This is a genomic window from Fundidesulfovibrio putealis DSM 16056 (assembly GCF_000429325.1).
GTDB classification, from domain to species: Bacteria; Desulfobacterota; Desulfovibrionia; order Desulfovibrionales; family Desulfovibrionaceae; genus Fundidesulfovibrio; species Fundidesulfovibrio putealis.
On the sequence record NZ_AUBQ01000004.1, the window covers coordinates 215,805 to 235,848 of the forward strand.

Consider the following 20,044-nt stretch of genomic DNA (forward strand, 5'->3'; position numbering starts at 1 on the left):
GGGGCGACGGCTTGCAAGCGGCGGGTTGACGGGGAGGATGCTCGGGCATCCTCCCCTGGCGTCGATTTTGACGGCGCGGCGCGCTAGCAGGCGGCCACGGCCTGCTTGTCCAGGCCGAAGGCGGTGTGCAGGGCGCGCACGGCCAGCTCCACGTACTTCTCGTCGATCAGGCAGGTAATCTTGATCTCCGAGGTGGCGATGAGCTTGATGTTGATGTTTTCGTCGTGCAGGGCCTGGAACATGGTGGAGGCCACGCCCGAGTGGTTGCGCATGCCAACGCCCACCACGGACACCTTGGCAACGTTGGTGTCGTACTGCACGGACTCCGCCCCGATGTCTTCCTTCACCCCGTCCAGGATGGACATGGTCTGCTCCAGGTCGCCCTTGGAGACAGTGAAGGTCATGTCGGTGTAGCCGTCGTGGCTGGTGTTCTGGATGATCATGTCCACAAGGATGCGCTTGGCGGCGATGGAGCCGAAGATGGCTGCGGCAACGCCGGGCTTGTCCTTGACCTTGTACACGGTGACCCGGCACTGATCGCGGTCAAAGGCGATGCCGGAAATCACGAGATCTTCCATCATAGCGTCCTCCTGGGTGACCAGGGTACCCGGGTCGTCGGTAAAGGTGGAGCGCACCCGGACGGGCACGTTGAATTTCTTGGCGAATTCCACGCTCCTGATCTGGAGCACCTTGGAGCCCGAACTGGCAAGCTCCAGCATCTCGTCGTAGGAGATGTGGTCGAGCTTGCGCGCGGCGGAGCACACCCGGGGGTCGGTGGTGAACACGCCGTCCACGTCGGTGTAGATTTCGCAAACATCGGCCTTGATGGCCGCAGCCAGGGCCACGCCGGTGGTGTCGGAGCCGCCGCGCCCGAGGGTGGTGATGCGTCCCTTGCAGTCCACGCCCTGGAATCCGGCGACCACCAGGAGATCATTTTCTTCAAGCATCGCTTTAAGTCTTGCGTCGTCGATGCTGATGATCCGGGCCTTCATGTAGGCGTCTGTGGTGGAGATGGGAATCTGCCACCCTTGCAGGGACTTGGCGCGGATTCCCTCGGCCTTGGCCAGGATGGAGAAGAGCGCGATGGACACGTTCTCGCCGTTGGCCACCAGGGAGTCCATCTCCTCGGAATCGGGGCAGGCAGAGAACTCCTTGGCGAGCGCCAGGAGCTTGTTGGTCTCTCCGGACATTGCCGAGAGGACCACGATCATCTTGTAGCCCTCGCTTATGCCCTTTTTGACTCTCGACAGCACCTTCTGCATCCGTTCCAGTCCGGCAACGGAGGTGCCGCCGTACTTCTGAACCATGATTTTCATGACGTGTCGCTCTGTAAGTAGGTTGTAAGGATCCGTTCAAGCCACTGGGACGCCTGAGGCCCGTGCGGGGTCAGGGTCGCGTCGCGGCCCTCGCCGGATTCGGCCAGTTCCAGTTCCAGCCAGCTGGACGGGCGCAGCGCCTCGGGCAGATACTGCGCCCATTCAACAAGCATCACGCGTCGATCGGAAACGTTTCCGGCATCAAGAAGTTCATCCAGGTCGGCGTCCAGGAAACCCTCGCCCAGGCGGTACAGATCGACGTGCACCACGGGGGGGCTGGTGGGGTAGACGTTGGCCAGATTGAAACTCGGGCTCGCCACCTCGGCGTTCTGCGCCCCGGGGAGCGCGGACACGAACCCTCGCGCCAGCGTGGTTTTGCCTGATCCCAGCGTCGCCCGCAAGAGCGCCACGGGCGCGTCCCAATCCTGCGGCAAGGCCGTTGCCATGGCCCTTCCCAGGGCCAGGGTTGCTGCCTCGTCTGGCAGGAATATCCTCTCCACCGCCTCTTTCTGGCCTATTTCTGGCTTGTGAGAGTGCGCAGCACGTCTTCCATGCCGATCACGCCCGTCACCTTGCCGCCGTCCACCACGGGCAGGGTGTGGAAGCCGCGCTCCACCATCAGGGTCGCGATGTCCTCGATGGGGGTCTCAGAGTCCACGTACTCGGGGTCCTGGCTCATGGCCTGGGACACGGTGATGGCCGCGATCTTTTGCATCTCGCGGTCCAGGTCGGTCATGGAGGTCATGGGCACCAGGCCGTCCAGCAGGGTGAACACCGTGGGCAGCGAGAGCTTCTTCTGCTGGGCCACCAGGTCGGACTGACACAGGATGCCCACCAACGCGCCGCTTGCGTCTACCACGGGGCAGCCGTTGATGTGCTTCTCCAGGAGCGTCTTGGCGGCCTGGGAGATGGGCGTTTCCGGGGTGAACGTGATGACCGAGGGGGTCATGATGTCTTTAGCTTTCAGCATCGAGCCACTCCGTGAGGGCGCGGGGCAGGGCCTGGACGATCTCGGACGCCAGGTTGCCCCGGTAGGGGAATTCACCGGACACGAGACGTCCGGCGAGTCCGTGCCAATACACTCCCAGGCATGCCGCTAGCAAGGGGGAAAGCGCGCGTGCCATCAGGCTGCCGATAACGCCGGAAAGAACGTCTCCGGAACCGCCCACGGCCAGATTGGGTTCCGCGAACGGGGAAACCATGACCGGGGCAGTGTCTCCCTCGGCGTGACAGATGAGGGAGCCCGGCCCTTTCAGGACCGCCGTGGCTCCCGTGCGCCGGGCAAGTTCACGCACCACGCCCAGCCGGTCCGCGCCGATCTCCTGGATGGACAGGCCCATGAGGCGGGCCGCCTCGCCCGGATGCGGCGTTATGACCGCGTTTTTCAGCTTTTGCGGAGCGTCCGCCAGCCAAAAGAGGGCGTCCGCGTCCCAGACGCAGGGCGGAAGGTCCGTGCCCAGTTTCGAGAGGAATATTCCTGCGCCGGGGTCGCGCCCAAGGCCCGGCCCCAGCACCAGCGCGTCGAACTGTGGCAGGCGATCGCGCAGTGACGCAGCCATCTCGGCTGTCCAGGCTTCGCCCTCGCCCAACGGCATGGTCATCACATCTGGATTGCCTGCCTTGATGGTGGGCTCCAGCCCGCGCGGGCAGGCCACGGTCACGAGCCCGGCCCCGGCCCGCAACGCGCCCATGGCGGCCAGAATCGGCGCTCCGGTGAGCCCCGGTGACCCGCCTACGATGAGAAGCTTCCCGGCGGAGCCCTTGTGCATGGACGGGTCCAGCATGGGCAGCAGGAGAGCCAATTCCGGGGTGAGCAGCCCGTGGGACGGGGGGAGCTGCTCGCGCACCGCCCTGGGGATGCCGATCTCGCGCACCACCAGCTCCCCCACGTAGGGCGAGGCTTTGGGCATGGCCAGCCCCAGCTTGGCAGCTTCGAAGGTGATCGTCATGTCCGCCACCACGGTGGAATCGGCAGGCTCGCCGGTAAGACCAGACAGGCCGGAGGGAATGTCCAGCGAGAGCACGAAGGCCCGTTCGCCCAGGCGGTTGACGGTCTCGATGAACCCCACGAAATCCGGGCGCGGCTCTCCGGCCAAGCCGGTGCCCAGGAGTCCGTCCACCACGATGTCGGGCGCGGACTCCCACAGCGGCTGACGTTCGATGTCCGCCTTGGTCAGCTGGCGGATGGCCACTCCGGCGCGTTTGGCCAGGCGCAGATGAAAGCCCGGCGCCCCGGTGTGGGCCGAAGCGGGGCGGGTGAGCAGGATGGTTGTCTCGGCCCCTGCGTCGTGCAGGTGGCGGGCCAGTGCGATGGCGTCGCCGCCGTTGTTGCCGGGACCGGCAAAGCACAATGCGGTCTTGCCGCGCAGTTCAGGCTGGCGCGCGCGCAGGGCGTGCAGGGCCTCTCGGCTGGCGTTCTCCATGAGCATGACAGTGGTCAGGCCCATGTGGGCGGCGGCCTTGTCCCAGGCGTTCATTTCAGCCGGGGTCAGAAGCGGCGAGAAGAAGAGAGAATCGATCATGGCGCCTCCAGCACCACCACGGCAGCGGCCACGTCGCGTCCGTGGGTGAGGCTTATGTGGGCGTGGGTGACGCCGAGCGCTTTCGCCCGTTCGTCGGCCTTGCCCGTGAAGCGGACCAGGGGCTTTCCCAGCTTGTCCGAAAACACTTCTATATCCTTATATGATATGCCGTCGCGAAATCCGGTGCCCAAGGCTTTTACGGAGGCCTCCTTGGCCGCGAATCGGGCCGCCAGGAAGGGCAGGGGGAGCTTGGGCAGCTCTGCGCGCTCCGACGGAGTGAGCAGCTTGTCCAAAAAACGCTCCCCGTGGTTGGCGTACACCTTGCCGATGCGGTCCAGTTCCGCCACGTCCATCCCAAGGCCCACGATCATGAGGACACCGCCCTAATCCGGGAAGGTGCGGACGATGTCCGCCATGCGAGACACCGCCTCGGTCATGCCCGTGAGCACGGCGCGCGACACGATGCTGTGTCCGATGGAGAACTCGCTGACTCCGGACACTTTGGAGAAGGCCCACACGTTCTCGTAGTTGAGCCCGTGTCCCAGGTTGACCTTGAGCCCCAGCTCGCGGCCGATCCGGATGCCCTCCAGCACCTTGTCCAGCTCGCGCTGGCGGTCGGCGGGAGTGGGGGCGTCGGCGTATGCTCCGGTGTGGATCTCGATGTAGTGCGCTCCCGCGTCGCTGGCGGCCTTGATCTGGGCCGCGTCCGGGTCGATGAAGAGGCTTGAGCCTATACCCTCCTCGTGCAAGGGGGCCAGATAATCAGCCAGCTCTTTTTCGCGCCCGATGCAGTTGAGGCCGCCTTCGGTGGTCAGCTCCTGGCGCTTTTCGGGCACCAGGCAGACCATGTCCGGCTTTATGCCCAGAGCCAGGCGGTGCATCTCCTTGGTGGCGGCCATTTCCAGGTGCAGGCGGGTCTTTATCAGTTGGCGCAGAAGGGCCACGTCGCGGTCCTGGATGTGGCGGCGGTCTTCGCGCAGGTGCACGATTATGGCGCTGGCTCCGGCCAGTTCGGCCATGTGGGCGGCGGTGACGGGCTCCGGCTCCTGGCCCAGGCGGGCCTGGCGCAGCGTGGCGATATGGTCGACGTTGACTGCCAGAATGGGCATGGGCAATCTCCTTTTTCTCTGTCGGAAACGTAGCGTATATAGTTTGCGCTTGCCAGCTTCAAGAACTCTGTTGACAAACCCTGGCGTCCCTCGTATCGGGTGCTGCCTCTTGCGTGAGGCCTTAACCTCTACAGAAAATCATGGAGATGCGCGGATGAACCTGTGCATTGTTGGAACTGGCTATGTCGGTCTGGTGAGCGCCGCCTGTTTTGCGGAAATGGGCAACGATGTCTGCTGCGTGGACATCAACCCCAAGGTTGTCGAAAACCTGCGCAACGGAAAAGTTCACATCTACGAGCCCGGCCTTGACGAGATCGTCAAGCGCAACACCGAACAGGGCCGCCTGAAGTTCACCACTTCCATCAAGGAAGGCATGGAAGGCGCGCTGTTCGTGTTCGTGTGCGTGGGCACCCCCTCCAAGGCTGACGGCTCCTGCGACCTGAGCTTCGTGTATCAGGTCGGCAAGGAAATCGGCCAGAACATGACCGATTACAAGATCGTGGTCGACAAATCCACCGTGCCCGTCGGCACCGCCGACAAGATGCGCGCCATCATCGGCGAAGAGCTGAAGGCCCGTGGCCTCGCCATTGAATATGACGTTGTCTCCAACCCCGAGTTCCTGAAGGAAGGCGACGCGGTCAGCGACTTCCTCAAGCCCGACCGCGTGGTCGTGGGCACCGAGAACGTCCGCACCGCAGAACTGCTGAAGGCCCTGTACGGACCCTTCGCCCGCAGCCGCGACAAGGTCATCGTCATGGGCGTGCGTTCCGCCGAGATGACCAAGTATGCCGCCAACTGCATGCTGGCCACCAAGATCTCCTTCATCAACGAGATCTCCAACATCTGCGAGCGCGTGGGCGCCGACGTGCGTGACGTGCGCATGGGCATCGGCTCCGACAGCCGCATCGGCTATCAGTTCATCTACCCCGGCATGGGCTACGGCGGCTCCTGCTTCCCCAAGGACGTGAAGGCGCTGATCGACACGTCGCGTCAGTACGAGTTCGAGCCGCAGCTCTTGGCCTCAGTCGACGAGGTCAACAATCGCCAGAAGCACGTGCTGTCGCGCAAGGTGCTGAACTACTTCGAACCCCAGGGCGGCGTGAAGGGCAAGACCCTGGCCATCTGGGGCCTGGCGTTCAAGGCCAACACCGACGACGTGCGCGAGGCCGCCGCGTTCGAACTGATTCGCGACCTCACCGCCCAGGGCATGAAGATCCGCTGCTTCGACCCCGTTGCCGGACCCAACACCCGTAAGGAGTTTGAGGGCAACGAACTGGTCGAGGTGGTCGACGAGCAGTACGCCGCGCTGGAAGGCGCGAGCGCCCTGGCTCTGGTCACCGAGTGGAACCAGTTCCGCAACCCGGACTTCGACCGCATCAAGAAGTCCCTGACCGCGCCCCTGATCTTCGACGGCCGCAACCTGTACTCGCCCTCCTTCATGGGCGAGATGGGCTTTGCCTACTTCTGCATCGGCCGCAAGGATCCCAAATAACGCCTGAGCGCCGGAACTGCACTCCGGCCTGAGCATCGGTTCGCAATGAGCGGCCCGCCGGATATCCGGCGGGCCGCATTTTTTGTTGCGCGCCGCATCACGATTTGCGAAACGCAGTGGAGGGAAACCCCCCTTTTTTTCAAAACCGGTCGTGTTGATAGCTTTTGGATCAGACCTGTGCCAAGAATGGCCTCTTCGTAAGAAAGGAACTCTGGAGGATGAGCATGGCGCCCAACAAACGCAAACGCAGTCGTGTCAATACTGAAATCGACGCCATGTTGTCCTGCGGGGGGATCACCAAGTACGCAGTCAAGGTGAAGAACTTGAGCCTTAAAGGCATGCTCTGCGAATACGAACCCCAGATTTGCTGCCTGAAGGAATGCTCAGTCACCATAGCGCTCAGCCCCGCTGTGAGTTTCCGCATCGAAGCCCGCATGGTCCGCAATGACGAGCGCGGTCTTGCCCTGGATTTCGAGGGCATGGACGAGAACGCCTTCTTCCATCTGCGAAATCTCGTACGGTTTCACTCCATGGACCCCGACGCCATCGACAAGGAACTCTCCATTCCCGCCTTCAATGCCAAGACGTGATGCTGGCGAGGCCAAGCGCTATCTGCTCGCTGAGCATCTTTGATCGGAGTCAGCCTCCGGCGGCCAAAGGGGTGAGCCCCTTTGGAATCCCTTACCGCTTCGCGCCATTTCCCGGATAGCCCGGTGGAGGGAGTGGATGTCTTGGCGGGGGACGCCCCACTAGTCGCTTTTAGGTGGCTGGGTCTGCTGAAATCGCACTGAAGTGAAAATGACGCTCACTTCGGGGAAAGCCGGAGAGAAAGCGCCCCCGTAGCTGGTGAAGGACTTGTCCGCCACGAACTCGTAGCGCGTGTTTTTTGACGGGGCCAGGGTCATCCTGGTGGGCGTTCCCGAAAAAGACATCTTGCCGGAACTCTTTCCATCCACTGAAATTCGGACATCCAGCGGCACGAAGCTGACCCCTTCCAGGGTCAGGCTCTCGCCCGCGCGCAGGGTCAATGCTCCCGTGCGTCCCATCCAGAGTTCGTTGTTGCCCTGCTGCGTAAAACCCGTCGCGCCAACTGCCCAGGCCAGGGCTTCCTTCTCGCCCGATCTCGCGAACTGCGCCAGGAGTTCGGAGCGGGCCGTCTCCCGGTTTTCAGGAACGGGGAGACAGACGCTGCCGGGCAGGGACGCATCCGCTGAACCCGGCCCGGCCAGCACCAGCCCCGAGAAGAGCGAAACGTCCGAGGCGGTATGGTTGTACAGCATCCAGCGGCGAAGCTCGGTGCAGCCGGAGTCCCAGTAAAAGCCGTAGCCGCGTGGAAACCAGCTGGAATAGGCGTTCACCACAGGGCGCTCCAGGTCCTGCGCCGCCAGCATCGCCGCCACGGTAATGCGGCAGTTGGCTTGCGCGTCCTGCGCAGAGGGAAGATAAGCCAACGCGCCCCCCTGACCCGTGCGGGCAATGGCGGCCTGCATCTCGCCGCGCACCAGCGCCACCTCGCGTTGGCGCTCGGCCTTGTCGTAGCCGTAATGGGCCAGCAGGGTGTTGTGCTGGTCCAGGACAGCCAGCAGACAGAGGCACCCGAAAGCCGCGTTGCGGAGCAGGTCGGTGCGAACCCTGTCCAGTATGTACGTCGCCGCCCAGAGCAGCGCCAGAATCACCAGGAAGGATTCGATGAGCACCACTCGGGTCAGCGCGCGCATGGATTGGAAGGCCGGGAGCAGCTGAATGTACTTGAACAGGCTGAAATCGTCCACGCGAAGGGTCAACGCCGCCAGCAGCAATGCAGTCAGCAGGACGGCGGCAACGCGCTTGTCCAGGCGCTTGCGGATCAAGGCCGCGCAGCAGACCGCCATGCCCAGCCAGGGCAGAAGCCCCAGGTGCATGACGTTGTTGAAGGAACGCACCTGTGACGGGTCGCTGGTCCAGCCCCAGAGGAAATTTCCGGGGCTCGCCCGGAACAGGTCGGCCAGGGTGGGCAGTTGCGGGGCCACGTCCGTCCAGAACCGCTTCAGGCCGTTGGCCTGCGATGTTTCCAGATAGGGGAGCACCAGCGGCAGGAGCGCCAGGGTCGATCCCCCCAGCCAAAAGCCCATTGCCAGCAGATTTGAGCCCTTGCAGCAGCTGTCGGCGCGTCCGAACCCGGCGATGCCCCGGTGCGTGGCCAGCCAGGACACGCCGAGCAGAAACAGTGCGAGCACCAGAAACGAGCCCAGGTAGAACGCGCCGTAAAATTGCAGGACCACGGCGGCGCACATGCCCGCAAAGGCCTTCGTCGAGCCCGTTTCTGCCCAGAGGATGAAGCCGCATACCGCCAGGGGGATGGGGAACAGGTGGAGCAGGGCGGGATGCGTCACCTCTTCCAGCACGGGCGACAGGAACGCGAAGAGGTACGCCCCCAGCGCCGCCAGTCCGGGGGGTTGCTTCAGGCGGGCCAAGGCCCATCTGGCGCACATGAAATTCAATACGAACAGCGACAGGAACCAGAGCTGGTATGCGGTTTCCCGGTCGGCCCCGGCCAGCCGGAAGAACGAGTAGACCGGCAGCGTGGACAGGAAATTGTCCGAGAGGGTGATGGACCCCTTGAAAGGATAGAGAAACGGCGCGTCCAGGTAGGATGCTTCATGGCCGCTGAGCCAACGGAATCCGTGTTCGAGGACAACGCTGGAAAAGCCGGAATCGCAGGCCTCGCCGGGCATGCGCTCGAAGGCGGGGCCGAGTATCGTCAGCGGCGCAAGCCACAGCCCGAGCGCCAGAAAACACGCCGGGACGAGCACTCGCCAGACTGGATGGAAACGGTCGCAAAGGGGAGGGGAGAAGGACATCGGGTACGGGCGCGGTTTAGCGGCCTATGAACTCCTGCATGGCGACGATGGTCTGTTCCAGTTCCGGACCCATGGCATTTATCTCGCGCCCGGCAAGGTCCGCGTCGCCTGCCTTGGCCGCCTTTTCCACTTCATAGGCCCTGTCCTTGAGGACCTCCGCGCCCATGGTGGCAGCACCGCCTTTGAGCGTGTGCGCCATGAAGGCGACCTCCTTCAGGTCGCCCACTGCGATGGCCTCCTGCATCTCGCTTAACTTGCGTGGCTGCTGCTCCACGAAGACGGCAAAGAGTTTCTTGAGGAAATCCCTGTTGCCCCTGGCTTTTTCCAGCAGCCATTGCTCGTTTAGGATGCTTGAACCTTCCATTGTCACCCCATCTTTCACACGTGAAAGTTTTTTGGAAAGCACTTGGTGCAGGGCCGCCTGAATTTCCTCCGACCCTACTGGTTTTGACAGATAGCCGTCCATTCCCGATTGCAGGAAGCGCTCCCGATCGCCCTTGAGCGCGTGCGCTGTCATGGCGATGATGGGCAGATCCACGGGGATGCTTTCATTTTCTCCGGCGCGGATGCGGCGCGTGGCTTCCAGGCCGTCCATCTCCGGCATCTGGATGTCCATGAGCACCACGTCAACCGCCTGCACCGCAAGCGTCTCCAAGGCTATTGCGCCATTGCCCACGGCGATGACCTTGTGCCCGTCCTGCTCCAGAATCTCCGTGGCGAACATCTGGTTGATGAGGTTGTCCTCGGCCAGCAGGATGGTCAGCGGCCCGATTTTGGGTTTGGGCGGCGAGGTGGGCTGCTCTGCGGGCGGCTCTTCGTCCACCACGGGAAGGCGCACCTCGAAGGAAAACTCGCTTCCCCGGCCCTCCTCGCTTTCGACCCTGATGACGCCGTTCATGCGTTCCACAAGGTTCTTGCAAATGGCAAGTCCCAGCCCGGTGCCGTAGTACTTGCGCGTCGAAGAGTTGTCCGCCTGGGTGAAGCTTTCGAAGATCTTGTCCAGTTTGGACTGGTGGATGCCTGGCCCCGTGTCGGTTACGCGGATGCGCACCGTGGCGAAGGAGGGATCATCCTGGACGCGGGGCAGCACGCACTCCGCCAGAAGGCGGACGGCGCCTTCGCTTGTGAATTTGACCGCGTTGCCCACCAGGTTGACGATGACCTGGCGCAGGCGACCGGAGTCGCCGCGCACGCGTTTGGGGACGTCCTCGGCCACGGCGTAGGCCAGGCTCAGACCTTTGTTCTGGGCCTGTGCCGTGAATATGCGAAGCGCGCTGCGGATGGTGGCGTGCAGGTCGAAAATCTGATCTTCCAGGTCCAGCTTTCCGGCCTCGATCTTGGAGAAATCAAGGATGTCGTTCAGGATTTCCATGAGCGAGGATGCGGACTGGCGCACCATGTCCAGGTGGTCGCGCTGCTTGCGGGTGAGCTCCGAGGCCAGCAGGAGCTCGGACATCCCCAGGATGCCGTTCATGGGCGTGCGGATCTCGTGGCTCATGTTGGCCAGGAACTGGCTCTTGGCCCGGTTGGCAGACTCGGCAGCCTCTTTCATGGTGGTCAGGTCGCGCTCCAGGCGCTTTCGGGAGCTGATGTCGCGAAGCGACGCCAGGGAGACGTACTCGCCACCTTCCCAGCGGGATTGCACCACTCGCATCTCCACGGTCTTGAGGATGCCGTCCCGCGAAAGAACCTCGATCTCCATGTTGGTCCCGGGCATCAGGGCGTGTCCGAATGGTTCTCCGGCCAGTTGTTCGGCTGTGGCCCCGAACAGGCGCTCGGCGCTGGGGTTGGCGAAGCGGATGCGTCCGTCCAGGTCCACCACCACGATCCCGTCGGCGTTGTTTATGATGATGTTCTGGAAGCGCTTTTCAGAGGACACCAGGGAGTCTTGTGCGGATTCCAGCTGGCGGCACAGCTTGGACCGGTTTACGGCGCAAAGGATTCCCTGTTCCAGCAGATGGTTGTCCAGCTTGGCCTTGGGCAGCACCAGCACCACGTTTTCGCCAAGCGAGGGGTGCAGGAACAGCCTCGACCCGGTGTCGCTCAGCCCCAGGACCGGCAGGTGCGAAAACACCGTGGCGATTTCGCCCGGCTCCGACCCCGTGGGGGAGGGAAGGGGAAGCCCGGCCAGTATGACGTCGAAGCTTTTCAGCGCCAGGATTTCCCAGGCCTCCGCAACGGTGGCCGCAGTGGTCCACTCGGCCTCGATTTCCTCGAGCCCTTGCAGGCGGTTGGCCAGAGAACGGGTGAAATCCGCAGACGCGTCAATGATGAGCAGTCGGAGCGGGATTTTGGGTGAATGCATCTTTTTCATCACTGGCTGGGTCAGTATCAGCTTTGGGCGCTCTTGCAAACTTTTAACCTTTGACGCAGGCCAGGGGCTTTAATCTGGCAACCCTGGAAGCGAGCCCGGCTCCCACTGCGGAGTCCACCACGGAGTCGATGTCCTTGTATGCGCCGGGGGCTTCCTCGCCCACGCCCTTCAGCCCGTGCGCGCGAACAAGCACGCCCTGGGCGGCCAGGGATTCCAGCACGTCACGCCCTTTGAAGCGCTTCAGGGCCTGGGAGCGCGAGAGGCTCCGGCCCGCCCCGTGGCAGGCAGACCCGAAAGACCGCTCCAGCGAGGCGTCCGCCCCTGCGAGCACATAGGACGCCGTGCCCATGCTGCCGCCCACCAGCATGGGCTGGCCGGTTCCCGTGAGCCAGCCCGGAAGCTCCGGGTGGTTCGGCCCCCAGGCGCGCGTGGCGCCCTTGCGGTGGACAAAGAGCGTGCGTGGTTTGCCGTCCACCAGATGCCTCTCCTGCTTGCAGGTGTTGTGGGAGACGTCGAACAGCAGGCGCGCCCAGGTTCCGGGGAAAAAATCAGACAACACCTCCCGCACCAGATGCGTCAGCACCTGCCGGTTGGCCAGGGCGCAGTTCATTCCCGCTCGCATGGCCGCCAGGTATTCCCGGCCAAGGGGCGAATCGATGGGCGCGCAGGCCAGTTCGGGGTCTGGAAGGTTGAGTCCGTGCCTGGGGGCCTCGCGCAGCATCCGTTCCAGGTAGTCCGTGGCGATCTGGTGGCCGAGCCCGCGCGAGCCGCAATGGATGCTCACCACCACCTCGTCCACTGCCAGTCCGTAGACCCGGGCTGCGGCCTGGTCGTAGATTTTTTCGACCCGCTGCACTTCCAGATAGTGGTTGCCGGACCCTAACGTGCCGGTCTGGTCCTTCTGGCGGGCCTTTGCCTTTTCCGACACAAGTTCCGGGTCTGCCCCGGCGATACGCCCATGGTCCTCGATGCGCTCAAGGTCGGCAGTTTCCCCGTATCCCTGCTTCACGGCCCAGGCCGCGCCGCCCGTGAGCATGGCGTCCATGGATTTTCCCGTGAGCCGAAGCGCACCGGTTTCGCCCACCCCGGCGGGGATGGCCGAGAACAGCCTGTCCGCCAGCTGATCGAGAACAGGGCGGACCTCGTCGACATGCAGGCGCGTGGTCAGACTGCGCACCCCGCAGGAGATGTCGTACCCAACGCCTCCGGCGGAGACGACCCCGCCCAGCGACGAATCGAACGCGGCCACTCCGCCTATGGGGAAGCCGTACCCGTGGTGCGCGTCCGGCATGACGCAGGCCGCGCGGACGATCCCCGGCAGGCAGGCCACGTTGGCGATCTGGCGCAGAACGGCGGCGTCCATGGCGCGAATTAGTTCCCTGGAGCCTGTCAGCTCCGCCGGAACCCGCATGCTCCCGTGTGCGGGCAGTCGCCACTGCCAAGGGCCGAGCGGTTCGAGCTGGTCGATTTCCATGCCCGCAGCATACACGTTCCCGCGCCTCTTGACAAAAGGAGGCGGGCGGGCGCATTGGCCCTATCCCGAGGAGATCATCATGATGCGCACTCTCATAGCCGTTCTCACGTGTCTGTTTCTCAGCGCCTGCGCAGGTTCCATGCCCCTGGTGGGCGATGGCGACGATACGCTTTCCGCCCCTGACGAGTCCTTCAGCCTGAAGCTGCCAGCTGGGTGGACCATCAAACAGAGGGGTGCGGGAACGGCGGGCGAGGGGGGACGGGTGTCCGTGCTGGCCCACAAGGACGCCGCCGCCACCGGCAAGGGGTATCCCACCGTGATGGTGCGCGAGATAACCGAACCGACCCCGCAGGGCGTCTTGGACCTCATGGCCAAAGACAAGGGGCTGGAATACTCCGAACTGTGGAACGTGAGTCCGGAGAAGTATCAGTTGAAGCAGGCGCTGCTGGACAAGTCATCCCAGGTGCTTTCCTACTGGCTGGTGCCGCGCGACGGTCAGGGCCTGGAATACTACGCGGCGGTGGTGCTCACGCATGCAGGCAGGATGGAGATCATCGGAGTGGCCCAGGCCGGGACTGTCCCGACCTATATGAAGGATTTCAACGCCATGTTCACCTCGTTGAACATCGGCGAGAAGGCTCGTTTCAAGCAGGGAGCAGCCGGGGACGCCACGGCGTACCTGAAGCGGACCTATGCCCGCGCCCTGACGCGCGAACGCGACGCCCTGGCCCGGCAGGCTGCGGAGACGGCGGCCTGGGCCAAGGCCGGGACCGGGCTTTCCGCCCAGGAGCAGGGATTTCTGGCCAACGCCTATGTGCGGGCCGTCAGTTCCGCGCAGCAGTACTGCGCGGAGCTCATTAAAACCGTGGAAGCGCATCGGGGCAACGAAACCGTGGCGACCATGCAGCGCCTGACCGAGCGCCTGGACGAGGCGGCCAACGCGCTGGACACCATCCAGCTGAACATCCGCGAGGTTCAGGCCAGAAGCTCAGTGGAAAAGAGCGCGGTGAGGGCGCACCGCATGGCCACGCTCGGGCGAGAGGCGCTGAAGCTGTCGCTTTAGCCGCAGCGCTGCAAAAAAAAAAATCAGGCCCCGGAATGCTGTCGCATCCGGGGCCTTTTGTTGTTCGTCGGATAATCCCTGGAGCCACGGGCTGGCTTTCACGTTTGGGATCGTAGAAAATCACTTCACATGCTGAATGGGCGTTTTGTCCGTCTCAGTCATAGCGACGGCAGCCGCCTCCCAGTGTCTGACGGGGAAGCGGCAGGAGGCCAACCCGCTCTAAGCTTCCTGGCGGTTCCTCCGGGCTCTGCGGCCCATGTAGGCCAGTCCGGCTGCGCCCAATCCCACAAGGAGGATGGTCCCCGGTTCGGGGGTGGCCGCGCGGGGGATATTACCCTCAAAAGGTTTGTCGTTCACCTGTACCGAGCTGTACCAGTTGCCCACCACGACCTGTCCGTTGATGACTCCCCACTGGTGCTGGACCGATGCCAGCGGAGCCAGGAGCGAGCCGTATATTCCGGAACTCAGGGTTATGCTGGTCGCATCCGGGAGGTTGAACAGGATGCGGTCCGCTGCGGCGCTGAAGTTGGCGTAGTGTTAAGGCGTGGGGTTGCAAGTGAGCCAAGGCATTGACGGAGGATCACGAATGAGCAAGCCGCAGATGTCTAGGCGATGAAGTAGGCGTTCAGCTCCTTGCCGTGAACCAGGCCGGGACATGGCTGTCGATCTCGGCGCTGCCGCAGGCCGCGATTTTACCCATATGAAAGGTGTCCTTGGGGAACGCGTCACTCTGGCCATGATGAAAATATGCGTGAACGGGTTGATGATTTGCCATCCATGAGGACAAGAGTTCCAGCTTGAATTCAGTGGATGCCAGCATGCTGGCCAGGCCGCCTGTCGAGGCGCGAGTTTCTGCGTGGTCGTCAGAATATGAAACGCTCAGGGAGACTTCGTCTCGCAGTGGAAGGGGATTGAGAGACGGCAACGTCCGGAGTCGGGCTTCGTAGCCGGTTTTTATCAACCATCTGGAATCATGAACAAACGCCCTCTCCGGGTGTCTTTATCATTGTCTCATAATGTAAATTATGTAAACTTTAAGAACGGGCGAAGGGTACCGGCGGGGCGGCCCGGGGCAGATAAAAAAGACGCTGCCAGACGCGTTCTGTTCGCGTCTGGCAGCGTCCCGGTTCATTTTCGGGGTCGAAAGCCTTGTGGCTTGTCTGGAATCAAAACTCCCGGCAAAGGCCTTCAGCAGGCTTCGAAAACACTCACACCCAGAGGCTGACCAATTCGAACCTGCCGACGTCGATCAACCCCTTGTCCGTCAACTTAAGTTCGGGAATCACCGCCAGCGAGGAAAACGACATGGCCATGAACGGGTGCGTGTATTCGTCGGGATTGATGGCCACGGCCCGGAAGGCCTTGCGCAATGCGGCGTACTCCGATGCCACGGTCTCTGCGGGCTTCAGGCTCATGAGTCCGGCCAGGGGCAACTCCAGGAGCGCGAGCACCTCGCCGTCTGCCACCACGCAGTATCCGCCGCCTGTCCCGGCCAGGATGTTGCCTGCCAGGGCCATGTCGGAGTCGGACACGCCAGCAATGATCAGGTTGTGCGAATCGTGCGCCACGGTCCCGGCCAAAGCGCCGCGCCTGAGTCCCAGGCCGTGCGCGAAGCCCAGTCCGACGTTGCCGTTTTTGCCGTGGCGTTCGATCACGGCCAGCTTGGACAGGTTCCGGGCAGGGTCTCCCTGGGCGTATCCGTCCACAATGGCAGGGCGCACGACCATGGCCTTGGTGATGATCTGGCCGGTCACCACGCCGATGCAGCGAACCTCATCCGTAACTTGAGGTATTGCAAAGATATCCGAGGCTAATTTTCCAGCTGAACAGCTTAATTTAACTGTGTTTTCTGCGCGAACATCGCCTGACGGCGTGAAGGAGGTTTCCGCCACGTCCCGACCGTTGAGCAGGACGGAATGCACGGCGAAGGTCTCCAGATCATCGAGAATGACGATGTCTGCCCGGTAGCCGGGGGCCACCGCCCCCCTGCCCCGCATTCCGAAGTGGCGGGCGGTGTTGATGCTGGCCATCTGGATGGCCCGGATGGGGTCCATGCCCAGGCTCACCGCCATGCGCACGTTGTGGTCCATGTGGCCGTGAGTGGTCAGGTCCAGGGGGTCGCGGTCGTCGCAGACCAGGGATATATTCTGGGCGTTGAACCCGTTGGCTGCCGCGATCAGGTCCTTGAGGTTCTTCTCGTCGCTGCCTTCGCGCATGAAGAGGTGCATGCCCTTGCGCAGCTTTTCCAGGGCCTCGTCCAGGTCGGTGCATTCGTGGTCGGAACTTGGCCCGGCGATGATGTAGGCGTTCAGTTCCTTGCCGTGGACCAGCGGAGCGTGGCCGTCGATCACGGCGCAGCCGCAGGCCGCGATCTTGCCCAGAACGTCCGGGTCCCTGGCCAGCACGCCCGGATAGTTCATGAGCTCGGCCAAACCGAGCACCCGGCCCGCATGCTCGCGGACCAGCTTGGCCACGTCGTCTGGCGTCACGCGCGCCCCGGAAGTCTCCATGTCGGTGGCCGGAACGCAACTGGACGCCATGAAGTAGAAGGTCAGCGGACAGCCGTCCGTCAGCTCCAGCATGGATTCGACGCCTTCGCGCCCAAGGACGTTGGCGATCTCGTGGGGGTCCCAGACCACGGCGCAGGTGCCGCGCGGAGCGGCTGCACGGGCGAATTCCCAGGGGGTGAGCAGCGTTGACTCGATGTGGATATGCCCGTCGATGAGCCCGGGGCAGACAAAACGGCCTTCGCAGTCGATGACTTTCCGGGCTTCATAGTCGCCAAAGCCGATGACAATGCCTTCGGCAACGGCTATGTCCGCATCGTGGATGTCGCCAGAGAGCACGTTGACCAAACGGGCGTTTTTCAGCAAGACATCTGCCGGGGCGTCGCCCAAGGCCAGGGATATCTTTCTGGCGATGCCCGCGACTGGAGAGTTCAGGTCCATTCGATACTCCGGTATTTGCCGCCTCTCTGAGGGCAGGCGGCTGGTATCCGCATATACTATTTGACCCTCGCAGCCATGTCCATGGTAAGCCGACGTAAAAAGGACGGATTCATGAACGAGAAGATCATCGATTGCCATGGCATGACCTGCCCCCAGCCCTTGATGGCCTGCCGCAAGTGCATCGAGGCGGAAGCACCGGACAACCTGAAGGTCCTGGTGGATGACGCTGCGGCCCTGGAGAACGTCACCCGCTACCTCACGGCCTGCGGTTATACGGCCTCCCAGGTCCAGGACGGACGCACCTGGATCATCACCGCCCAGCGCGGCACAGATGCGGCCAAGACGCCTGCTCCGGCAGTTGAGGACTACCCCTGCCCCGTTCCGGACAAGGGCCAGCCCCGGCGCATTGCGGTATTCCTGAGCGCTGACGTCATCGGTCGCGGCGACGACGTCCTGGGCGGCAAGCTCATGCTCAACTTCCTGAAAACCCTGCCTGAGCTTGGCCCGGAGCTGTGGCGCATCGTCATGGTCAACGGCGCGGTGAAGATGAGCGCCCAGGACAATCCCTGCCTGGAGCCCCTGCTCGCCCTGGAAGCCCAGGGAGTGTCCATCCTGGTGTGCGGCACCTGCCTGGAGTTCTTTGGCCTCCTGGACAAGCGCGCCGTGGGGCAGACCACCAACATGCTGGACGTGGTCACCAGCCTGCAAATTGCCGACAAGGTGATCGACCTCTAGAGTCGCGTTTTGAAATTAATGAACAGTTTTTTCAAAAAATTTAAATAACTTGCATGAACGCATTTTGAGAACGCCCCACGAGATGACACAGAAAACGCCCTCCTCCGTTTCCGGCGACACCGGCGACGCCATGCGCCTGAACAAGGCCCTGGCCCAGGCCGGAGTCTGCTCCCGCCGCGCCGCCGACGATCTCATACGTTCCGGACGCGTGTTCGTGAACGGCAACCCCGCCGACCTGGGGACGCCGGTGCGCCTCGGCGTGGACGACATCAGGGTGGACGGCAAGCCTCTGGGCGGCCCGGCAGCGGGAAGCCCCCAGCTGTATTACATCCTCAACAAGCCCATCGAGGTGGTGACCACGGTCAAGGACCCTGAGGGCAGGCGCACCGTTCTGGACCTCATGGGCGAGGTGGGCCGCAGGCGCAGGCTGTTCCCCGTGGGCAGGCTGGACTACTTCTCCGAGGGGCTTCTCATCCTGACCACGGACGGCGAGCTGGCCAACAGGCTCATGCACCCGCGCTGGCACATGCCCAAGCTCTATCGCGTGGCCGTTCGCGGCGACGTGTCCGAACGGGCCTTGGGGACCATGCGCTCCGGCATGACCCTGGCCGAGGGCGAGAGGCTGGCTCCGGTGAAGGTCCAGGTGGTCCAGAAGGACGAGCGGGCCACCGTGCTGGAGATGGAACTGGTGCAGGGCGTGAACCGCCAGATCAGGCGCATGTGCCGCGACCTTGGCCTGATCATCCTGCAGCTTGTCCGGGTGAGCCAGGGGCCGCTGGCCCTGGCCGATCTGCCGACGGGCCGCTCCAGGCCCCTTACCCCCGATGAGGTCGCAGCGCTCAAGAAAGCCGTCGGACTGTAGACTTCAAAGTCTCAACGCAAAAGGGCAGTTCCGGAATCCGGAGCTGCCCTTTTTGCATCGCATGAAGCCAATAAGGCTCACAAACCGTATGAAGGGACCTTCAGGACGCTGCACGGGGCCGCGTCCAGGAAGTTCACAACTCGCTGCCGGAACAGGTCCGGAGCTTCCAGATAAGACATGTGCCCGCAGTCGGGCAGGTCGTCGAAGCGGGCGTCCGGCAGGCTTTTGGCCATGGCGCGGGTTCTGACGGGAGGTATCAGCACGTCCTGGTCGCCCGAGATGCACAGCGTGGGCGCGGTGATGCTTGAGAGCAGGTCCTGGCCGTCGTGAGCGCCCAACGCGTCGCACTGGGCGGAAAAACCAGCCAAAGTGGGCACGTACTTGCGCCTAGACAGGCTGTCCACGACGCCCTCCTGCTTCAGACCCCGTTCACCAAGCAGCCAGGGCAGCATGGCCGCGCCAGAGTGGGCCATGCAGTGGCGGGAGGCGAAGAGCTTCACCACCATGCGCATGGCCAGCATGCCCGCCGTGCCCATGGAGGCCGCCGAGGAGGCCAGCACGAGCCGGTCGATACGGTCGGGGTGTCTTGCGGCGAGCACCTGGGCCGTCATGCCGCCCAGGGAGAAGCCCAGCACGTGCGCGCGTTCGATGCCGAGACGGTCCATGACCGCCAGGGCGTCGTCTGCCATGACGCCGGTGCTCAGGTTTTCGAAGTCGGCCTTGGTGCGGCCCGAACCTCTGGGGTCGTGGATGATCACCTGAAAGTGCCGGGCGAGGCCGGGAACGAGATCGTACCAGAGGGTCACGTCCATGGCCAAGCCTGCAAGCAGCAGGAGCGGACGCCCGGTTCCATGCACTTCGATGTGCAAATCGTCTGACATGCTGAAATGACCTCATTTCCTTGAAAGCTGATGTGTGTGGCCGGAGCATGCTCCAACGACATTACGCCTCAGGAAAAGGTCCACACCGCCCTGTCGTGATGCACTAGAATGTTATGACTTGAAAGCCTTTTTGCAGGTATGGGGCCATCCCGGCGTGGCCGTGCATGTCTTCCAGCAGGGGCAACCCCTCGTTGGCCACGGAGTCCAGGGTGCCCATGGCGTGCGCGCAGGCCTTGCACACTCCGGCGATCAGCCCAAGCGACTTGGTCTTCTCGAACAGGGCGTGCATGGGATGTGACCCTCGAGAAAGTTCGGCCAGCACCTTGCTGGACTCTCCTTCAAGTATGACTTTAACTTCCATCCCCTTTTCACGCATGTCGATGGCGTTCAGCATCACGTGAATGAAGCAGGGGATCTCGCCTTTGAACACAAAAAGAGCTATTTTTCCCATATGTTACCTCTTTCCCACAACACAAGCACAGCGATCC

General features: G+C 63.1%; 19 protein-coding genes and 1 pseudogene. 5 read left to right on the forward strand and 15 right to left on the reverse strand.

Going from position 1 to position 20,044, the window contains the following annotated elements; genetic code table 11:
- Positions 1-83: 83 nt before the first annotated feature.
- The 6 genes from G453_RS0103935 to G453_RS0103960 are packed head-to-tail and all read right to left on the reverse strand — an operon-like array spanning position 84 to position 4,947.
- Positions 84-1,316, reverse strand: coding sequence for an aspartate kinase (locus G453_RS0103935; RefSeq protein ID WP_027189994.1), 1,233 nt, complete (start codon positions 1,314-1,316; stop codon positions 84-86).
- Complete coding sequence (gene tsaE, locus G453_RS0103940; protein WP_027189995.1) at positions 1,313-1,816, reverse strand: tRNA (adenosine(37)-N6)-threonylcarbamoyltransferase complex ATPase subunit type 1 TsaE; 504 nt, start codon at positions 1,814-1,816, stop codon at positions 1,313-1,315. The genes G453_RS0103935 and tsaE overlap by 4 nt, the downstream gene beginning before the upstream one ends.
- A 14-nt stretch (positions 1,817-1,830) precedes the next feature.
- Complete coding sequence (locus G453_RS0103945) at positions 1,831-2,286, reverse strand: CBS domain-containing protein (protein WP_027189996.1); 456 nt, start codon at positions 2,284-2,286, stop codon at positions 1,831-1,833.
- Entirely contained in the window at positions 2,273-3,838 is a 1,566-nt protein-coding gene (locus G453_RS0103950; RefSeq protein WP_027189997.1) for a bifunctional ADP-dependent NAD(P)H-hydrate dehydratase/NAD(P)H-hydrate epimerase, read from the reverse strand. The genes G453_RS0103945 and G453_RS0103950 overlap by 14 nt, the downstream gene beginning before the upstream one ends.
- Entirely contained in the window at positions 3,835-4,209 is a 375-nt protein-coding gene (locus G453_RS0103955; RefSeq protein ID WP_027189998.1) for a holo-[acyl-carrier-protein] synthase, read from the reverse strand. The genes G453_RS0103950 and G453_RS0103955 overlap by 4 nt, the downstream gene beginning before the upstream one ends.
- 12 nt (positions 4,210-4,221) lie before the next feature.
- Entirely contained in the window at positions 4,222-4,947 is a 726-nt protein-coding gene (locus G453_RS0103960) for a pyridoxine 5'-phosphate synthase (protein ID WP_027189999.1), read from the reverse strand.
- 154 nt (positions 4,948-5,101) lie between these two features.
- Here G453_RS0103960 and G453_RS0103965 point away from each other — a divergent pair, with 154 nt between their 5' ends.
- Together G453_RS0103965 and G453_RS0103970 are read left to right on the forward strand one after the other, a co-directional pair.
- Positions 5,102-6,439 (forward strand): UDP-glucose dehydrogenase family protein, encoded by a 1,338-nt coding sequence (locus G453_RS0103965; protein ID WP_027190000.1) that lies wholly within the window; start codon positions 5,102-5,104, stop codon positions 6,437-6,439.
- 224 nt (positions 6,440-6,663) lie between these two features.
- Complete coding sequence (locus G453_RS0103970) at positions 6,664-7,029, forward strand: PilZ domain-containing protein (RefSeq protein WP_027190001.1); 366 nt, start codon at positions 6,664-6,666, stop codon at positions 7,027-7,029.
- Between the two features lie 159 nt (positions 7,030-7,188).
- Here the strand turns inward: G453_RS0103970 and G453_RS0103975 are convergent, their stop codons facing one another.
- The 3 genes from G453_RS0103975 to G453_RS0103985 form a co-directional block, all read right to left on the reverse strand.
- Positions 7,189-9,231, reverse strand: coding sequence for a hypothetical protein (locus G453_RS0103975; RefSeq protein WP_156920796.1), 2,043 nt, complete (start codon positions 9,229-9,231; stop codon positions 7,189-7,191).
- A gap of 64 nt (positions 9,232-9,295) precedes the next feature.
- On the reverse strand, positions 9,296-11,584 hold the full coding sequence (locus tag G453_RS0103980; protein ID WP_169725287.1) for a hybrid sensor histidine kinase/response regulator: 2,289 nt from the start codon (positions 11,582-11,584) through the stop codon (positions 9,296-9,298).
- 52 nt (positions 11,585-11,636) lie between these two features.
- Positions 11,637-13,067 carry an RtcB family protein gene (locus tag G453_RS0103985; protein WP_027190004.1) on the reverse strand — a complete coding sequence of 477 codons (1,431 nt, stop codon included), beginning with the start codon at positions 13,065-13,067 and terminating at the stop codon, positions 11,637-11,639.
- 79 nt (positions 13,068-13,146) lie between these two features.
- Here G453_RS0103985 and G453_RS0103990 point away from each other — a divergent pair, with 79 nt between their 5' ends.
- Positions 13,147-14,130 (forward strand): hypothetical protein, encoded by a 984-nt coding sequence (locus G453_RS0103990; protein ID WP_027190005.1) that lies wholly within the window; start codon positions 13,147-13,149, stop codon positions 14,128-14,130.
- Positions 14,131-14,349: 219 nt separating this feature from the next.
- Here G453_RS0103990 and G453_RS29155 read toward each other — a convergent pair whose 3' ends face one another.
- The 4 genes and pseudogenes from G453_RS29155 to ade all read right to left on the reverse strand — a co-directional run bounded on the left by G453_RS29155 (position 14,350) and on the right by ade (position 17,078).
- Positions 14,350-14,487: a PEP-CTERM sorting domain-containing protein gene (locus G453_RS29155; protein ID WP_407635547.1), complete on the reverse strand. Its 138-nt coding sequence runs from the start codon at positions 14,485-14,487 to the stop codon at positions 14,350-14,352.
- Positions 14,476-14,646, reverse strand: a pseudogene (locus tag G453_RS29160) (collagen-binding domain-containing protein); the annotation flags it as partial. The gene G453_RS29155 and the pseudogene G453_RS29160, both read right to left, overlap by 12 nt.
- Before the next feature lie 109 nt (positions 14,647-14,755).
- Complete coding sequence (locus tag G453_RS0104000; protein WP_027190007.1) at positions 14,756-14,950, reverse strand: hypothetical protein; 195 nt, start codon at positions 14,948-14,950, stop codon at positions 14,756-14,758.
- Between the two features lie 388 nt (positions 14,951-15,338).
- Positions 15,339-17,078: an adenine deaminase gene (gene ade / locus G453_RS0104005; RefSeq protein ID WP_027190008.1), complete on the reverse strand. Its 1,740-nt coding sequence runs from the start codon at positions 17,076-17,078 to the stop codon at positions 15,339-15,341.
- A 111-nt stretch (positions 17,079-17,189) separates the two neighbouring features.
- Between ade and yedF the strand changes: the two genes are divergently transcribed.
- Complete coding sequence (gene yedF / locus G453_RS0104010) at positions 17,190-17,813, forward strand: sulfurtransferase-like selenium metabolism protein YedF (protein WP_027190009.1); 624 nt, start codon at positions 17,190-17,192, stop codon at positions 17,811-17,813.
- A gap of 82 nt (positions 17,814-17,895) precedes the next feature.
- Entirely contained in the window at positions 17,896-18,675 is a 780-nt protein-coding gene (locus G453_RS0104015; RefSeq protein ID WP_235731691.1) for a pseudouridine synthase, read from the forward strand.
- A 77-nt stretch (positions 18,676-18,752) separates the two neighbouring features.
- Here the strand turns inward: G453_RS0104015 and G453_RS0104020 are convergent, their stop codons facing one another.
- Both G453_RS0104020 and G453_RS0104025 read right to left on the reverse strand, forming a co-directional pair.
- Positions 18,753-19,556, reverse strand: coding sequence for an alpha/beta fold hydrolase (locus G453_RS0104020; protein WP_027190011.1), 804 nt, complete (start codon positions 19,554-19,556; stop codon positions 18,753-18,755).
- Between the two features lie 103 nt (positions 19,557-19,659).
- Positions 19,660-20,007 (reverse strand): hypothetical protein, encoded by a 348-nt coding sequence (locus G453_RS0104025; RefSeq protein WP_027190012.1) that lies wholly within the window; start codon positions 20,005-20,007, stop codon positions 19,660-19,662.
- Positions 20,008-20,044: the final 37 nt, after the last annotated feature.

Coding starts and splice junctions, on each gene's coding strand:
- G453_RS0103990 (WP_027190005.1), top strand. CDS start 13,147: ATGATGCGCACTCTCATAGCCGTTCTCACGTGTCTGTTTCTCAGCGCC.
- G453_RS0104015 (WP_235731691.1), top strand. CDS start 17,896: ATGACACAGAAAACGCCCTCCTCCGTTTCCGGCGACACCGGCGACGCC.
- G453_RS0104020 (WP_027190011.1), bottom strand. CDS start 19,556: ATGTCAGACGATTTGCACATCGAAGTGCATGGAACCGGGCGTCCGCTC.
- G453_RS0104025 (WP_027190012.1), bottom strand. CDS start 20,007: ATGGGAAAAATAGCTCTTTTTGTGTTCAAAGGCGAGATCCCCTGCTTC.
- G453_RS0103965 (WP_027190000.1), top strand. CDS start 5,102: ATGAACCTGTGCATTGTTGGAACTGGCTATGTCGGTCTGGTGAGCGCC.
- G453_RS0103985 (WP_027190004.1), bottom strand. CDS start 13,067: ATGGAAATCGACCAGCTCGAACCGCTCGGCCCTTGGCAGTGGCGACTG.
- G453_RS0103950 (WP_027189997.1), bottom strand. CDS start 3,838: ATGATCGATTCTCTCTTCTTCTCGCCGCTTCTGACCCCGGCTGAAATG.
- G453_RS0103935 (WP_027189994.1), bottom strand. CDS start 1,316: ATGAAAATCATGGTTCAGAAGTACGGCGGCACCTCCGTTGCCGGACTG.
- G453_RS0103955 (WP_027189998.1), bottom strand. CDS start 4,209: ATGATCGTGGGCCTTGGGATGGACGTGGCGGAACTGGACCGCATCGGC.
- G453_RS0104000 (WP_027190007.1), bottom strand. CDS start 14,950: ATGCTGGCATCCACTGAATTCAAGCTGGAACTCTTGTCCTCATGGATG.
- G453_RS0103960 (WP_027189999.1), bottom strand. CDS start 4,947: ATGCCCATTCTGGCAGTCAACGTCGACCATATCGCCACGCTGCGCCAG.
- G453_RS0103945 (WP_027189996.1), bottom strand. CDS start 2,286: ATGCTGAAAGCTAAAGACATCATGACCCCCTCGGTCATCACGTTCACC.
- yedF (WP_027190009.1), top strand. CDS start 17,190: ATGAACGAGAAGATCATCGATTGCCATGGCATGACCTGCCCCCAGCCC.
- ade (WP_027190008.1), bottom strand. CDS start 17,078: ATGGACCTGAACTCTCCAGTCGCGGGCATCGCCAGAAAGATATCCCTG.
- G453_RS0103980 (WP_169725287.1), bottom strand. CDS start 11,584: ATGCATTCACCCAAAATCCCGCTCCGACTGCTCATCATTGACGCGTCT.
- G453_RS0103970 (WP_027190001.1), top strand. CDS start 6,664: ATGGCGCCCAACAAACGCAAACGCAGTCGTGTCAATACTGAAATCGAC.